The following is a 15,092-nucleotide window of genomic DNA, read 5'->3' on the forward strand; positions in this document are numbered from 1 at the left end:
CGAGGCCTGTGATCATGACCGGCATAATCCACGCTCCGTCCTTACTCCAATTGCTGCTGTTGGCAGGCTCGATGCTCAGTGTCGAGCTGGTTGAGGCCGCTGCACGCTGCGAACGCAATCTGGTGGCGAACGTCGTGGCGCTGGACCAGCCGCTGATGTTCAACCGCCTCGGCGCGCAGAACGTCAACGGCATGATGTTCGCCCTGCGTCGCGATGTGGTCGATGACCGTGACGTTTCACTGGCCAAGGGCGGTGCGGCGGTGCCGGGCAAGGTTTCACTGCGAGCCGACAAGCGCCCGCGTCCGCTGGTGCTGCGAGTCGCCGCCGGTGACTGCCTGACCATCAACCTGCAAAACCTGCTGGCTTACCAGGCCAACCCCGGCTCGCACGAGGGTGGCGAGGAGGAAGAGGGAGGCATCGAAATTGGCAACAACGATGACTTCAAGGTCGACGAGCAGGTCACTGATCGCCATGTCGGTTTCCAGGTCAACGGCCTGCAAGCGGTCAACAGCATCGACGACATCGCTTCGTTTACCGGGCGCAACGGCAACAGCTTGATTCCGCCCGGCGCCACTCGCACCTATACCTTGTACGCCGAGCGTGAAGGCGCATTCGCCGCCAGCAGCCGGGGCGCGACCTTCGGTGGCGAAGGCGACGCCGGCAACGTGGCCAACGGTTTGTTTGGCGAAGTGGTGGTGGTGCCCAGGGGCGGGCGCACCTATCGCAACACTTTGACCGAAGAAGAAATGCGCCTGGCCAGCACTGGTCGCACGCCGGCCGGTCAGCCCATCGTCGATTACCAGGCACGCTACCCGCAGCGCGAGCCCTGGCTCCGTGAAGGCAAGGCTGGCACGCCGATCATCAACATGGTCGACGGCAATGAAATCATCTCCAGCGAGAGCGACGCGATCGTGATGGGCAGCAACGCCGATGGCAGCTTCCCGCCCTCGACGTATCCGCTGGAATCCGTGGGCAAACGCAACCCCGCGTTGCCCAATCGATTGGAGCCTTTCCGCGATTTCGCCTCGCAGTTCCAGGATGAAACCGCCGCAACCCAAGCCTTTCCCGCTTACTGGGCTGACCCGGTGATGGCCCACGTGCTGGAGCCGACCCGCGATTCGTTCATGATCAACTACGGCTCCGGCGGCATGGGCGCCGAGGTGGTCGCCAACCGATTGGGTGTGGGGCCGATGCATGACTGCCTGTCCTGCGCCTATGAAGAATTCTTCCTCAGCTCCCACACCGTCGGCGACGTGGCGATGCTGGTGGATGTACCGGCCAACGCCGGCCTGGAGAACATTCGTCCTGGTGAAGTGCCGAGGGCCGATCAGGTCGGGGTCAAGGCGACCATGGCGCTGTACCCGTCCGAGCCGTCCAACGTCAACCACAGCTACATCGGTGACTTCGTCAAATTCCGCAACACCCACAACGGTCATGAGCAGCACATTTTCCACCTGCACGGGCATCAGTGGCTGTTCAACCCCAACGATGACAACTCCGATTATGTGGACGCCCAAGGCATCGGTCCGGGTGCCGGCTACACCTATGAAATCGCCAACGGTGGCTCGGGCAACCGCAACCGGGTAGCGGGCGATGCGATCTATCACTGCCACTTCTATCCGCACTTTGCCCAGGGCATGTGGGCCATGTGGCGGGTGCACGACGTGTTTGAAGAAGGCACCCGGCTCGAAGTGTCGCAGCAGGGTGCCGACGGCTATCACAGCGAACCCTATGCCCTGCGCAGCGGTAAACCGGCGGCTGGCGCACGGGCCTTGCCCGATGGCGAAATCATTGCCGGCACACCCATTCCGGCGGTGGTGCCGCTACCTGGAAAAGCCATGGCGCCGATGCCGGGCAAAGTCGCGGTCGTACCGAAAGTCGGCGAGACCCTGGTGGCCGCCAACGACGATGACGATGAAGAAGACGATGACGGCGAGCACCATGGCGGCAGCGGTGGCGCTCAAGCCATCGGTTCGCTGGCGCTGGTGGATCGCAGCGAAGCCAACCGCAATCCTGACGGCACCCTTAAAAACCCTGGCTATCCGTTCTGGATCGGCGGCATGGAAAGTTCGGTCGGCCAACGCCCACCGACGCCACCGCTGGACATGCTCGATGCCGCCACGGCGCAGTCCTTGAAAGCCAGTGGCAAAGCCTTGTGGGCCAACCTCGACCCGAATCAGTCGGGTGGCTGGGACGGCGGTTTGGGACGTCATTCCCTGGACGGTTTCTCCTCAGGCGGGCAGGCGCATACCGTGACCACGTCACTGGATTTCTCCAAGGAGGTCACCCGCGCCAAACCGATCTACATGCCGGAAGAAGGCACAGAAGTCGAACAGGCGGCCATGGCTTTCCACGCCAAAAAAGACCACCCAAGCTACGCCGTGCTGCCGGGCAACCAGGTGGTGGCGCGTAACTTCCGCACCAATGGCGCCTTGCCGATGGCTGGCGCACCGTACTACGAACCGTGCATGGATGACCGGCAAAAACGCCTGACCAGCAGCGCTGGCACAGGCGAGTTCAACAGTGGTGAACGCGTCGATGGCATGTCGTTCATCGGTGCCTCGACCTTCACTGCCGACCGCCCTCGCATCTATAAAGCGGCGAACATTCAGTTTGACGCGGTGTACAACAAAGTCGGCTACCACTTCCCGCAGGCACGCATCCTTGCGTTGTGGGAAGACGCCTGGCCGGTGATCACCAAACAGCGTCCACCAGAACCGCTGGTGATGCGCATGAATACCTTCGATTGCGTGCAGTACCAGCAAACCAACCTGGTCCCGGCCACCTATGAAATGGACGACTATCAGGTGCGCACACCGACCGACGTGATCGGTCAGCACATCCACCTGCCGAAGTGGGACCTGACATCGGCCGACGGCTCAGCCAACGGCTGGAACTATGAAGACGGCGTACTTTCCCCTGGCGCCGTGCAAGAACGCATCCGCGCCATTCGTGAGTTCAACCAGTGTGAAGGCGCCGATCCGCGTGACGGAACACCCGCGTGCCCGAAAGCTAAAAATCACCCGTTCTTTGGCCAATACGGCCGGGCCGACTGGGTCGGTGCGCGCACGGCAATGCAGCGCTGGTTCGTCGATCCGGTGGTCAACAGCAAAGGTGTCGACCGTGGCCTGGGCACCATTTTTACCCACGACCACCTCGGCCCGTCGACGCACCAACAGATTGGTCTGTATGCCACGGTGCTGGCTGAGCCGGCCGGTTCCACCTGGTTCCACGCCGAAACCGGCGAGCCGTTGTACAGCGGCGCGCGTCAGGACGGCGGGCCGACGTCATGGCAGGCGGTAATTTCCACCGGTGACCTGGACGGCGACGGCAAGAACGACAGCTTCCGCGAGTTCTTCCTCGAATACAGCGACTTCCAGCACGCTTATGAAGCCGGCGTGTACGTGGGCGCGGGACCTAACGGCGTGCCTGATGCGCAAAGCTTCCCGGCCACCGCCGACAGCTTCCGCTACGCGATCAACCCGCCGGTGCGCAATAACGCCAGTAGCCTGCTGGACGGCGTTCTTGAAGTGCAGGGCGGCATGGTTCCTGGCTGCCCGACCCGGCCGTGCCCGCAGGCGATCTCGGTCGATGACCCTGGCATGTTCGTGGTCAATTACCGCAACGAACCGCTGGCCTTGCGGGTGTACGACCCGAACCGCGTCGGCCCGGATGGCAAGCGCGGCATGCAGGCCGATGGCCTGGGCGGCGACCTCGCGTACGCCATGCAAAGCCGGACTGATCGCGCCATTCCGGCGATGAACCTGGCGCCGAACCTGATCACCTCGGCCACCGGCCCAACCGGCGGCACCACACTGTTCCCGCCGCACGTCAACAAGGGCGGTGCCGAACCGGGCGACCCCTTCACCCCGATGCTGCGCACCTACACCGGTGACAACGTGCGGCTGCGGGTGCATGCCGGCGGTCACGAAGAGGAGCACAACGTCACCCTGCACGGCGTGAAGTGGCTGCAAAGCGGTTCCGGTTTCGGCAACAGCTCCAACTCCGGCTGGCGCGCGTCGCAGATGATCGGGATCTCCGAGCAGATGGGCTTCATTGCGCCGGTCTCGATGCTCTCCAGTTCGGCGGCCACCACCGGTGACTATCTGTACTCGATGGACGCGTCGATCGAAGGTTACTGGAGCGGTATCTGGGGCGTGATGCGCAACTACACCGCGCAGCGTAATGACCTGTTCGCCCTGCCGAACAATCCGAAACCGGCCGGCATGCGCAACACCGTAGCCTTCGACGGCAGCTGCCCACGGATCGGTGCCAATCCTAATGGCATCGGCACCCGGCCAACGCCGCAACGCAACTATGACGTGGTTGCTGCGCTGGCCAACGACATCCTCACAAACCCGTTGGGCTTGTCCATCGGCGACTCGGCGGGGCTTGGCCAGCATGTCGGCGGCCCGCTGAATCCGGCGGGTGGCACCCTGGTGTTCAACTCGCGGACAGTGAGTATTCCGCAGGTCACCGTGACCGACCCTGAAGACGGTGAAACCATCACCATCGGTGGGCAAAGCGGGCCGCTGCATGACCCGACCGCGATCCTGTATGTGCGCAAGGCCGACCTCGATCCAACCACCGGCAAGCTTAAACCCGGTGTGCCCGTCGAACCGCTGGTGCTGCGCGCCGCTGCGGGTGACTGCATCAACATCACCCTGGAAAACCGCCTGCCTACGGTCATGCCGGACCTGACTCAGACGGCGGTGATGCAAGGCATGGTCAAACGTGATCGCAACAGCGGCACCGGTTCGACCACCTTCAGCAACAACCTGATGCGGCCGTCGAGCCACGTGGGTCTGCACGCGCAATTGCTGGCGTACGACATCACCAAATCCGATGGCACCAACGTTGGTGTCAACCCGATCCAGACCGTGCCACCGCGTATCGGCAGCAGCGGTGCGTACCCGACCCGGACGTATCAGTACTACGCCGGGCACCTGGAGCGTGAAGGCAAACCGATCACGCAACTGGGCCGCAGCGTCGACAACATCAACGCCACGGCGGTGGAATTCGGCGGGTTGAATTTCACGCCGGCGGACGTGATCAAGCAGCCGCAAAAAGGCCTGGGCGGTGCAATGAGCATCCTGCCGGTCGGCGCGACCTGGGTTGACGACGTGCGCAAGGTGAACGCGACCGTCACCGCACCGGGACAAACCAGCTACCGCGATTTTGCGATGGTCTGGCAGAAAGCCTTGAACATTCGCTGGGCCAATGGCCGGCCGGTGGAAGGGATTGCCGCCGAAGGTTTCGGCGTGCCGACCGATCCGCAAGACAACTCCAGCATGGCCATCAACTACAAGGCCGAGCCGATCTGGTACCGCTTCGGCCTGGCCCCGGATGCGCCATTCGGGCATGCCGACGGCGCGGGTTACGGCGATATGCCGAACGCGCACATGGCCTACAGCAATGCGTTGGTGGGCGGCGATCCGCAGACACCGGTGCTGTACGTCAAACCGGGGCAACCCTTCCGCACGCACATTCTCATGCCGACCGGCGGCAGTCGCGGCACCACCTTCCAGCTCGACGGTCACGTCTGGTCGGTCAACCCGTTCCTGTCGGAGAAGAGCGACACCGGCGGCTACCCGATGGGTACTCCGGGTGTGGGTTCGGTGCGGTTCGGCTACAACCCGATGTCGATGTACATCGGCGCCCACGAAAGCGTTCTGCCAGCGGCGCACTTCAGCTTCATGCACCCGAGCGCCGGGGGCGTCAACGCGATACCGGGCGACTACCTGTTCCGCGACTACGCCGCCTATGGCAACACCGCCGGGTTATGGGGATTGCTGCGGGTGACCAACGAACCGGAGCCGACCCCAACACCGTAGGAACTGGATCGGCGGTGAACAACACCCCCGATCCTGTAGGAGCGAGGCTTGCCCGCGAAGGGTTCACCTCGTTCTTTGGTGGTGAACCGGATGACGCCTTCGCGAGCAAGCTTCGCTCCTACAGAAGTTAGGCAGGTACAGATTGGTAAAGGGGAGTTTTGGCATGAACAGGACCATCAAAATCGCCAGCGGTGCGCTGATAGTCGGCGTGGCGCTGATCTGGCTCGGGGTATGGCGCACGTCGCCGTCTACCTTGCTCAGCGAAGTTGAGCTGCCCAACACCTGGACCGGCCAGACGCTTGAGCGAGACGGCGTTTCGGTGGCGCTCAACGTGCGGCCGCTGGCCGAGGACGGCGTGCTGCGTGAAGGCGAATTTGCCGACGTGCAATTTCGTGTCACTGACCAAGCGTCCGGCCAACCCCTGGCGGGCGTCGCCCCCGGTGCCTGGCTGGACCCGGAAACCATTGCCGCCGACCAGGCCCAGGGTCGCAAGCAGAGCTGCAAATCCCGGGTCGGGGTGTTCCTCAAATCGAGCATCGGCGCGCGGCCACTGCTGGATCTCAACAGCTACTTCCTGCTGGTGATGAACCGCGACGCCAGCGTCTCGGTGGTCGATCCGTCGGTGTCGGTGGGCGGCATCACCAGCACCATGGCCCGGATCGATATCAAGCAACCACCGATGGATTGGGTCACCCCCAGAGACAACAAACGAGTATTTATCTCGATGCCGACGGCTGGCGAAGTTGCGGTGATCGACAGTGAACAATTCAAACTGCTGGACTCGGTGACGGCCGGCAGCAACCCGGTGCGCGTAGCGCTGCAACCGGACGAGCGCCTGCTGTGGGTCGGCAACAATGCGCAATCGGCGGCGCAATCCGGGGTCACGGTGATCGACACCCACAGCCTGAAAACCCTCAAACACCTGGCCACGGGCGGCGGGCACCACGAAATTGCCTTCAGCAAGGACAGCCGGTTTGCCTTCGTCACCAACCGCGACGACGGCACGCTGAGCATCATCGATATCGCCAGCCTGACCCTCAGCAAACAGCTCAAGACCGGTTCACGCCCGTTGTCGGTGGTGTACTCGCCGCTGTCCGGCGCGGCCTATGTGGCGGATGGCAAGGACGGCACGGTAACGGTGGTCGATGCCGCCAACCAGTCGGTGCGTCGGGTCATCAAGATGAAGCAGGGCCTCGGCCCGATGGGTTTCAGTGCGGATGGCCGTTTCGGCATCGTCCTTAACACCCTGGAAAACCAGGCCTCGGTGATCGATGCCGCCAACGACTCGTTGATCCATGAACTGGACGTGTCCGCCGAACCCTATCAAGTGGTGTTCACCAAGGCCTATGCCTACGTACGCGGACTGGCATCGCCCAAAGTGACGATGATCAATCTGTCGTCACTCGGCGAAGGCCGTATGCCGATCAGCCAAGGCTTTGAAGCCGGGCCTCAGGCACCACGGCTGGCCGGTGACTTGCCGCTGGCATCGAGCCTGGCTGTGTCGCGGGACGACAACGCGGTGTTTGTGGTCAACCCGGTCGACAACACCACCTACTTCTACGCCGAAGGCATGAACGCGCCGATGTCCGGCTACCCCAATCGCGGGCAAGTGGCGCGGGCCGCGTTGGTGATTGACCGCAGCCTGCGCGAGGTTGAACCGGGGCTCTACAGCGCGCGGATCAAGTTGCCGCCGGCGGGGCGTTTCGACGTGGCGTTCCTGCTCAATCAACCGAACATCATCCATTGCTTCAGCACTGTGGTGGAGGCCAACCCCAGCATCGAGCAGCACGCTGGCGTGCCGACAGTCGAGTTCTTGCTCGGCAAATCCACCGCCGCGCCGGGCCCTTACGTCGTGCGGTTCCGCATCGTCCAGGGCAAGCAGAAAGTCGAGCGCAGCGGGGTCAAGGACGTTCAGGTGCGCTACTTCCTGGCGCCGACTTCACGGCCACAGCACGTCGCGGCACTGGACGTCGGCAATGGCGTTTATGAAGCCCCGGTGACCCTTGACCGCAAAGGCGCCTGGTACTTGCACGTGCGTGCAGCGTCACTGGGGGCAAATTTCGGCGACCAGACATTTGCCAGTGTTCGGGTGACACCCGACGACGCTCATTGAAGAGGACATCGACATGAACCGATCTGCACATCGCGGCCTGCTGACGCTCTGCCTGTTGGCCGTAGGGACAGGCCAGGCCCTGGCCCATTCGGCCGATGAACATGCCGGCCACAACATGGAGGCCAAGGGCGCTCGTTCGGAGACGACCCAGGTCAAATTCGCCGACGTGGCGCTGGTGGACCAGAACGGTAAAACCGTGCGCCTGGAAAAAGACCTGGTCAGCAACAAGATCGTGGTCATGAGCTTCATCTACACCAGTTGCACCACGGTGTGCCCGGTGGTGTCCTCGATCATGGGCAAGGTGCAGAAACAACTGGGTGCACGGGTTGGCACCGAGGTGCAGTTGGTGTCGATCAGCATCGACCCGCAGCGTGATGACGCCAAACGCCTGAACGACTACGCCCGCACTTTTCAGAATGGTCCGGGCTGGAGCTGGCTGACCGGCACCCCGCAGTCGGTCAACGAAACCCTAAAGGGCCTGGGCACCTTCAGTGGTGATTTCAAAAACCATGCGCCACTGATTCTGGTGGGCGATGGCAACAGCCGTCACTGGACCCGTTATTACGGCTTTACCGACCCGACGGTGCTCAGCCGTGAAGTCGAGAAACTCAGCGGCCAGCGCAACGCCCACGCCAAACACACCGCCATCGCGATGGAGCAGCAGCCATGAGAATCTTCGACTGGGTCGCCCTGTGCATCTGCTTTTGCATCTTCAGTGCGGTGGCATTCGCCCATGAAGGGCATGAAGAACCGGCACCCGCTGTCGCGGCGGCACAACCCAGCGGCGGCACCCGCGATGCAAAAACCTGGTTCACCGACACGCCGTTGCAGGACCAGAACGGCAACACCCTGCGGTTCTACAGCGACGCATTGCAGAACCGCGTGGTGCTACTCAATGTGATTTTCACAAGTTGCACCGATGCCTGCCCGTTGATCACCCAGAAGCTCAAGGAAGTTCGTGAAGTGCTGGGCGACAAAGCGGACGACATCACCTTCATCTCCCTTACCAGTGATCCGCTGCGGGATACCCCGGCGGTACTCAAGGCTTACACCTTGAAGCAGGGCGTCAATGGGCCCCACTGGCTTTTTCTTACCGGCGACAAGGCACAAATGGATCTGGTCCTGAGCCGCATCGGCCAGATCGTGCCGACCCCCGAACAGCATTCCACGCAGTTGATCGTGGGTGACGTAGCCAACAAACGCTGGAGCAAAATCCGTCCCGATGCCCCGGCCGCCGCCATTGCCCAGCGTTTGCAGTTGCTGACAATGCCCGTGGCCGGTCGCTGAGTCCGCGCCATGAAAAAAGCCCTCATCTTCGGCCTGCTCATTTTCGCCGGCACCAGCCTGACCGCCCAGGCGTTGTCGCTGACGCCCAGTGAAAGCGCCGGCAAACGGCTGTACCGCGAAGGCGTGTCGGCAAGTGGCGAGCCGATCATGGCGCGGATCGGGGCGGCGGGCATGCTGTTGCCGGCCACCAGCCTGCCGTGTGCCAACTGCCATGGCAGCGACGGTATCGGTCGTCCCGAAGGCGGGGTGCGCCCACCGGACCTGACCTGGTCGCGGCTTTCCAGCACTTACGGTCAACAGCAAATCAACGGGCGCGCCTATCCGGCCTATAACGAGAGCACGTTGGCGAGGGCGATTCAGGAAGGGCGCGATTCCGCTAACAACCGGCTCGACCCGGCGATGCCCAGGTTCGTGCTGTCGATGAATGACCAGCGCAACCTCACGGCGTACCTCAAGCGCCTGGCCGATGACCGTGATCCAGGCCTGAGCCCCGACAGTTTGCACCTGGGCACGTTGTTGCCGAGTACCGGCGCGTTGAGCGAGGAGGGCGTCACGGTGGCGGCAGTGCTCAATGGGTGCGTGACGCGGATCAACGACGCCGGTGGAATTCATGGCCGGCAGTTGCGCCTGACTATTCTCGATCCCGGCCCGGACCGCGACAGCGCCGAGCGGGCGCTGGACCAACTGATCGAACAGGAACAGGTGTTCGCGCTGATTGCGCCGCTGGTGCCGGCGCTGGATTCGGAGCTCGCACCACGCCTGGAACGGGCCGGCGTGCCCCTGATCGGGCCGCTTTCATTGCAAGGCACAACCCTGGCCAGCCGACAGATTTTCGAGCCGTTGCCGGGGTTACCCGAGCAAATGATTGCCCTGGCCAATTACGCGGCGGCGAGCCTGCGAGTTCTCCAGGGGCCAACGCTGATCGCCTACCCGGACGATCCCGGCCAGCGGTCGGCAGCGGAAAAACTCGCGCAGTATTTGCAAGACAACGCCTGGCAGAAAGTGCGCCTGCAAGCCTATGCGTCGGCGCAGGACGAACTGCCGCTGGGTTCGCGTTCGGTGTTTTACATGGGCAGCAGCAACGGTTTCAGTCACCTGGCCGAGCGCTTGCAGACGGCGGGGCAGCTGCCTTACCTGTTCGCGGCTTCGAACCAGGTGGCGGGGGATCTGCTGCAAGTGCCCAGTGACTTTTCCCGGCGGGTATTTCTGGCGTATCCGTTCGTGCCCAGCGACTGGACGATGGCCGGGCGCCTGGCCCTGACCCAGTTGCGCGAACGGCAGAAACTGGGCGGCGAGCATGCGGTCCTGCAAGTCGGTGCGTTCAGTTCGATGATGCTGCTCAGTGAAGGCATGAAGCAGGCCGGGCGGGACGCCAGCCGCGAAAAACTGATCAGCGCGCTGGAAGGCCTGCATGACTTCGATACCGGGCTCACGCCGTTGATCAGCTTCGGCCCGGGCCGCCGTCAGGGCCTGAGTGGCGCACACATTGTCACGGTAGATCTGCCCGACCAGCGTTTCTATCTGGTTGCCCCGTACAAACCCATTGCCGCCATGCCCTGACCGGAGGCCGAAGATGAAACTCAACACTCTGCTGGTTCTGCTGACGCTGTGGGTTCCCGCTGCGTTTTGCAGCAATGGCCCGGCTGTGGCACGGGTCAATGGCGAAGAAATATCGCAGCTGCGCCTGGAGCGTTATTTCGCCGAGTACCTGGAGGACCAGGGCCGCTCGGTGGGCAATATCCGCAACCCCAAGGCCTACGCGCAATTGCGCAAGGCGGCCCTGGACGCCTTGATCGACAAGGAATTGCTTTGGCAGGAAGCGCTCAAGCGCGGCGTGGTGATCAGCGATGCCACGGTGCAAAGCCAGGTTGATCAGACGCGTCAGGCCTTTGGTGGTGCCGACGTGTTCGCCCGACGCCTGGAAGACGCCGGTTTCGATGAGGCCGGCTATGCCGAGTACACCCGGCGTGAACTGGCGGCGCGGCAAGTGTTTGCCGAACTCACTCAAACCAGCGAACCGGAGGACAAGCAGGTACGGGCGTTTTTTGAAGAGCATCGCGCCGAAATGAACCGGCCCGAAGAAGTGCAGGTCAGGCATATCCTGATCAAAGTGCCTCAGGGTGCGGAGGCTTCCGTTGTTGAAGCTGCAAGACTACGCTTGGAGGCAATGCGTACGAGCATCCATCAGGGTGCCGATTTTGCCAGTGTTGCAAAGGCCGGTTCCGAAGACGCCTCGGCCAGCGACGGCGGCGAACTGGGCTACTTTACCCGGGGGCGAATGTTGCCTGAGTTCGAAGCGACAGCGTTTGCCCTGGCACCGGGTGCAGTCAGCGAACCGGTGCGTACGGCGGTAGGTTGGCATCTGATTTATTTAGAGAACCGATTGGAGGCAGCCGATGTCACAGAGGAGCAAGGACTTGACATGGTACGGGCGTACCTTGCCCGACAGAAACAGGTCCAGGCTCGTCTGCAGGTTCTGGCGCAGTTGCGCTCCAGTAACCGGATTGAACGGATTGACGATGATTGAGCCATTCCCCAACAGTGGGGAAAAGCATCAATGCAGATCCGTTCGCTTTTCCCCGTTTTTGGGGGGTGGGGCATGTGGACGAAAAGGCATTGTTTTTAAATTCAAGGACATGAAGTAATAAAATGACCGGCGCTCAGCCTGGCATGAAGTGTGCGTTAGACCTATTAAGGCGCGCACTCCGCCAGGTTCGGTATTCGGACCTGCGGTTTCAAGGAGTCCACCTTGTTAAACAAAGTACTGGTTGTTGAAGACGAACAGCTTCTTGCGGAAAACCTCCAGGGTTACCTGCAGGCGCAAGCGCTGGAAGTCCGGATTGCTCACGACGGTGCGCAAGGAATTGTGGAAGCTCACGATTTCGCACCCGACGTGATGGTGTTCGATTACCGCTTGCCCGATATGGAAGGCTTTGAGGTGCTCGATGCTGTCCGCCAGAACAGGAATTGTCATTTTGTGCTGATCACAGGGCACCCCACCGCAGAAGTTTGCGACCGGGCCCGGCAACTGGGAGTCAGCCATATCCTGTTCAAACCGTTTCCGTTGGCGGAATTGGCCCGGGCAGTCTGCGATCTTCTGGGGATGGAGCGCGAACCCAACACGGCTGTGAGTACTTCTGAAGGCTTTGTCGAACGACGCCAGAGCAGGACCGAGAGTTTCCCGCTGCAGTTGTACGACGGTAGTTGGGTGCTTGCAGATCGCCGACGAAGTACATCGGCCTCCGAAGCGCCAGACGACGAACAATTGCTCACCGGGGAGTAGTGGCGCGACAAGACGTTCCGGCCCCCGCCGAACCAGCTCGCCGCGCCGACAGGGCTCAAAGCCCCGGGCGTTGGAGAGCAAGCCATGGACCGTCTATCCCTTGTTGTGGAACCGTCGCCGCTGGAGTGCGTACCGACCCGATTTTCCAGTGAGCAATTGGCCCAGGCACGGGCGCTGGCCACCAGTTCCGGCGAACGGATGCTGGATGCCCTCGGGGAGTTGTGCGAACTCGCCCCGATGCCTTTCATTCACTGCCTCGGCGCCACCCTGCATTATCCGGTGCTCGACACCGACAGCCTGTTTCAAGCCACCCCGGTATTCGACCGGGTTACCCTGGCCCAATGCCTCAAGCGCGAATTCACGCTGCTGCGTCACGATGATGCGGTCATCGGTGTGTTTGCCGACCCCTTTGACACGGCCCGCCTGGCCTGGATCGACGATTGCCTGCATGGCGCGCCGCTGTATCTGGTGCACGCCGACGACCTGAAAGCCTATCTGGCGCGTCACGAAGAGAGCTTCCACGCGGTGGAATCGCTCAACGCCCAGGCCGACGGCAATACCGAAATCGATACGCTGCAAAGTCTGTCCCTGACCAGCATCAGCGAAGACTCCAGCGTGGTGGTCAAACTGGTCAACTCGACCCTTTATGACGCGCTGAAAATGCACGCCAGCGACATCCATTTGGGCACCACCGGCAGCGGTCTGGTGATCAAGTACCGGATCGATGGCGTGCTGAACAACATCAGTAAAATCCAGGGCAACGAGTTTGCCGAACAAGTGATTTCCCGGGTCAAGGTCATGGCCGAACTGGACATCGGCGAAAAACGCGTGCCCCAGGACGGTCGCTTCAAGATTGGCATCAGCGGTCGGCAGATTGATTTCCGGGTGTCGATCATGCCGAGCATTTTCGGCGAGGACGCGGTGCTGCGGGTGCTGGACAAACAGGACCTGGCGGACAAAGTCTGTGGCGTGCAATTGCAGGCGCTGGGCTTCGAAGAGGAAACCCTGCGCCAACTGCGCCGGCTTGCCGCCGAACCCTACGGCATGGTGCTGGTCACCGGCCCCACCGGTAGCGGCAAGACCACCACGCTGTACGCGATGATCACCGAGATCAACCACGGTGTGGACAAGATCATCACCATCGAAGACCCGGTGGAGTATCAGCTGCCGGGCGTGCTGCAAATCCCGGTCAACGAAAAGAAAGGCCTGACCTTCGCCCGTGGCCTGCGCTCGATCCTGCGTCACGATCCGGACAAAATCATGGTCGGTGAAATCCGCGACCCCGATACCGCGCAGATCGCCGTGCAATCGGCCCTCACCGGGCACCTGGTGTTCACCACCATTCACGCCAACAACGTGTTCGATGTGATCGGCCGTTTCACCCAGATGGAAATCGACCCCTACAGCCTCGTCAGCGCCCTTAACGCGGTGCTGGCCCAGCGCTTGATTCGACTGGTCTGCACCGGCTGCAGCAGCGAATACACCCCGACGCAAGAAGAGCTGGAAACCTCGGGGCTCGACCCGCAACAGGTCGCTCACTACCGCTTTGTCCACGGCAAGGGTTGCGGTAATTGCCGTGGCACCGGCTACCGCGGACGCAGCGCGATCGCCGAGCTGCTGCACCTGGACGATGAGCTGCGGCAAATGATCGTCGAGCGCCAACCCATTTCGAAAATCAAGGCCCACGCCTGCAAACGTGGCTTGCGCTTGCTGCGCGAATCGGCGCTGGAACTGGTGCAACAAGGCCGGACCACTCTCGAGGAGATCAATCGTGTCACTTTTATCTCGTGAGCGTTATGTCGCCGTACTCGGCGCAAGTGGTGTCGGCCTGGGGCAGCGTCAGGGCAGTCAAACCCTGTGGCTGGGCAGCGTCGGCTTTATCGATGAGGGCTTCCTTGCCTGGGCCGTGGCCCTGGAAACCCTCGACCGTCTGCTGGGCGAACACGCCCGTGCCGGTGCGGAATTGACTGTGGTGATCTCCGGACACTTCAGCCGTTTCTGCCTGGTGCCCTGGAGCGAACAGATCAGCAGCCCCGATGAACTGCGCGGGTTTGCCCAAGTGTGTTTCGAAGACCTCTACGGTGCCCCGAGCCAACCCTGGAGCTTGGTGCTCTCGGCCGAACCTGCCGGCTACGACCGGATCGCCACGGCGCTGCCGCAAGATTTGCTGGAGCGCCTGCGCACACTGGTTGCGGGGCGCGGCCTGAAGCTGCGTTCGGTGCAGCCGTACCTGATGGCCGCATTCAATCACTTCGATAAAAGCTTCGACGCCGGGGACTTCCTCTTCGTGGTTGCCGAGCCGGTACGCAGCGTGATGCTGCTGGCCCGCGAAGGTCGCTGGACGGCGGTGCGTTCGGTGGGCAGCAGCGACAGCGATGCCGCACTGACCGCGCTGATCGGCCGCGAAAGCCAAATGCAGGCCTCCAGCAGCGAACGGCCGCTGAACGTTTACCTGCACGCGCCGGCCCGCATCGAATCGCACCCCGATGTACCCGGCGTGCACTTGCGCACCCTTGAAGAGGACCGGACAGCCGTACGCGACAGCCTGTACGTCATGTCCCGGGCGGTGGCCTGA

General features: G+C 62.3%; 9 protein-coding genes. All 9 read left to right on the top strand.

From position 1 onward, the window contains the following. Positions 1-14 precede the first annotated feature (14 nt). The 9 genes from mnxG (at position 15) to KUF73_RS01935 (ending at position 15,092) form a co-directional block, all read left to right on the top strand. Positions 15-5,834: a manganese-oxidizing multicopper oxidase MnxG gene (mnxG, locus tag KUF73_RS01895; RefSeq protein ID WP_218436336.1), complete on the top strand. Its 5,820-nt coding sequence runs from the start codon at positions 15-17 to the stop codon at positions 5,832-5,834. A 163-nt stretch (positions 5,835-5,997) separates the two neighbouring features. Next, positions 5,998-7,947, top strand: coding sequence for a YncE family protein (locus tag KUF73_RS01900; RefSeq protein WP_218436337.1), 1,950 nt, complete (start codon positions 5,998-6,000; stop codon positions 7,945-7,947). A gap of 13 nt (positions 7,948-7,960) precedes the next feature. Next, the gene (locus KUF73_RS01905; RefSeq protein WP_218436338.1) at positions 7,961-8,617 is read left to right on the top strand and encodes an SCO family protein; all 657 of its coding nucleotides are present in this window, start codon (positions 7,961-7,963) and stop codon (positions 8,615-8,617) included. Then, positions 8,614-9,234: an SCO family protein gene (locus KUF73_RS01910; protein ID WP_218436339.1), complete on the top strand. Its 621-nt coding sequence runs from the start codon at positions 8,614-8,616 to the stop codon at positions 9,232-9,234. Before KUF73_RS01905 ends, KUF73_RS01910 begins: the two co-directional genes overlap by 4 nt. 9 nt (positions 9,235-9,243) lie before the next feature. Then, positions 9,244-10,794: an ABC transporter substrate-binding protein gene (locus KUF73_RS01915; protein WP_218436340.1), complete on the top strand. Its 1,551-nt coding sequence runs from the start codon at positions 9,244-9,246 to the stop codon at positions 10,792-10,794. Between the two features lie 13 nt (positions 10,795-10,807). Further along, a complete protein-coding gene (locus KUF73_RS01920) occupies positions 10,808-11,761 on the top strand; it encodes a peptidylprolyl isomerase (protein WP_218436341.1) in 954 nt (317 codons plus the stop codon). A 222-nt stretch (positions 11,762-11,983) separates the two neighbouring features. Beyond that, positions 11,984-12,517: a response regulator gene (locus KUF73_RS01925; RefSeq protein ID WP_218436342.1), complete on the top strand. Its 534-nt coding sequence runs from the start codon at positions 11,984-11,986 to the stop codon at positions 12,515-12,517. Positions 12,518-12,601: 84 nt separating this feature from the next. Continuing rightward, positions 12,602-14,308 (top strand): GspE/PulE family protein, encoded by a 1,707-nt coding sequence (locus tag KUF73_RS01930; RefSeq protein WP_218436343.1) that lies wholly within the window; start codon positions 12,602-12,604, stop codon positions 14,306-14,308. Then, positions 14,289-15,092: a hypothetical protein gene (locus KUF73_RS01935; protein WP_218436344.1), complete on the top strand. Its 804-nt coding sequence runs from the start codon at positions 14,289-14,291 to the stop codon at positions 15,090-15,092. Before KUF73_RS01930 ends, KUF73_RS01935 begins: the two co-directional genes overlap by 20 nt.

This window comes from Pseudomonas sp. PD9R (genome assembly GCF_019200975.1).
Lineage (GTDB): Bacteria > Pseudomonadota > Gammaproteobacteria > Pseudomonadales > Pseudomonadaceae > Aquipseudomonas.

What these genes read in the sequence shown, in the direction of transcription:
- mnxG (WP_218436336.1), top strand. Translation starts at nt 15, where the DNA reads ATGACCGGCATAATCCACGCTCCGTCCTTACTCCAATTGCTGCTGTTG.
- KUF73_RS01900 (WP_218436337.1), top strand. Translation starts at nt 5,998, where the DNA reads ATGAACAGGACCATCAAAATCGCCAGCGGTGCGCTGATAGTCGGCGTG.
- KUF73_RS01905 (WP_218436338.1), top strand. Translation starts at nt 7,961, where the DNA reads ATGAACCGATCTGCACATCGCGGCCTGCTGACGCTCTGCCTGTTGGCC.
- KUF73_RS01910 (WP_218436339.1), top strand. Translation starts at nt 8,614, where the DNA reads ATGAGAATCTTCGACTGGGTCGCCCTGTGCATCTGCTTTTGCATCTTC.
- KUF73_RS01915 (WP_218436340.1), top strand. Translation starts at nt 9,244, where the DNA reads ATGAAAAAAGCCCTCATCTTCGGCCTGCTCATTTTCGCCGGCACCAGC.
- KUF73_RS01920 (WP_218436341.1), top strand. Translation starts at nt 10,808, where the DNA reads ATGAAACTCAACACTCTGCTGGTTCTGCTGACGCTGTGGGTTCCCGCT.
- KUF73_RS01930 (WP_218436343.1), top strand. Translation starts at nt 12,602, where the DNA reads ATGGACCGTCTATCCCTTGTTGTGGAACCGTCGCCGCTGGAGTGCGTA.